1 protein-coding gene is annotated in these 1,567 nt (G+C 70.3%); it reads right to left on the reverse strand.

Annotated features, from left to right (window positions below):
* On the reverse strand, window positions 1-1,567 hold a 1,567-nt coding region (locus tag Q9G87_RS60270), incomplete at both ends, for a hypothetical protein (RefSeq protein ID WP_305925680.1).

Here is a 1,567-nt window from a genome sequence, read left to right on the forward strand (position 1 = left end):
GTGGGCGTGCCGCGCAGGAACGTGACCGACAGCACCCGGTGAAACTTGACCGAGCGGGGATCCTCACGCAGGTCCTCGATCGCCCGGCGGAGCAGGTCACCCAGTGCGGTGGCCGGATCCTGCCCGGCCCGCTCGGCCACCAGCCTGGTGCGGGTCAGCGGAGAGGCGGCCAGCGCGTCCAGCCGCGACAGCTGGCGCAACGCCGTGCGCACCGCCTCGGCGAACTCCGCCTCGGACAGCACCGCCAGTCCCGCCGTCGCGGCACTCGGGCCGTCGGCGGAACCCGCGACGAGCAGGCGGTTCATCCGCTCCAACCACGCCTGCGCCGGCACCGCGCGCCAGTCATGCACGAACAGCGTGTACGCGTCATCGCCCAGCCGCGGCTGCTCGGAGATGTCACGCATCCCGTAATGCCGTAAACGCTCCACCCACCCCTGGTTCGGACGCCGTATCGCGATATAGGACCAGGCCATCCGCTCGGCCCGCAAACAATTGCCGATCACCCGCCACTGGATCAAATCCATCACCGGCGAATTCCCGCAATACGGCGGCAGCACCCAGAGCCGGCTGACCGCCAAATGCTCACCGGCCCGCAACGGCGTGGTGGCACGCGCATGCGCCCACGCCTCGGCCACGATGGGATCGGCCGCCAGCTCCTCCTCATCGAGCTCCGTCAGACGCAACCACGCGGAGAAAGCCACCGGCTCGCCGGTTTCGGTCCGTCGATACACCCGCAACGCCTCCGGCTGACGCTCCGCCCAGAAGGCGGCGCAGCCCGCGGACGCCGCACCCTCCGCCGCCGTCGCCACCCGGAGCAACGTGCCGACGTCCTCCTGGCGCAACGCCTCCTCCTGGAACTCGCCCTCGTCGTGGCTGCACTGGAAATCGGCCATCACCCGATCGTCGCGATGCAGGTAGAGCAGTGCCGCCACCGCACCGAGCACATCCACATCGCCCGCTGTGCGCACCTTCTCCGCCAGATGCGCGTGAATGCGCTCGTGCATCACCGCATACCCCTCGGGATCGCGCCACCGCAGGTCCGCCTCCAGCAGCTCCCGCACCGTGTCATGCGGAAACAGCCCGAGACTGCTCGACTGCACGAACGGCAATCGCCGCAACCAGCCGAACAACGCCCCGGCGTTCTGCGGCAAGGCCGCTCGCAGCAGGTCTTCGGTCGTCATGTACGCGTGTGCGCAGATCTCGAGAGCATGCCGATGCGCCGCCGAAGGCAGCTCGCCCACCAGCTGATCCAGCAACGTGGCCACCACGTCCTGATGCGGCACCCACCGCCTGCTGGCCATCCCGTCCTTCACCGCCACGGCCGCCCCCAGCAGCAGCGCCAGCGGATGACCGCCGGCGAAGGCCAGCAGCGGCTCGCGCAGCTCGGCCGACACCCCGCAGGAGTCCATCAGAGCCTGCGCATCCTCGGCCCGCAGGTCGCGCAGCGGCAACACCTTCAGCGCCCCCGCCCATCCCGGATCCGCCTGCCAGCGCATATCCGGCGGGTATCGCCCCGCGATCACCACCAGCGCCCCCATGGGCACCCGCGGCAGGAACCGCTCGCGCA

Origin of the sequence: Nonomuraea turcica (assembly GCF_030718205.1) — a bacterium.
Classification (GTDB): Bacteria; Actinomycetota; Actinomycetes; order Streptosporangiales; family Streptosporangiaceae; genus Nonomuraea.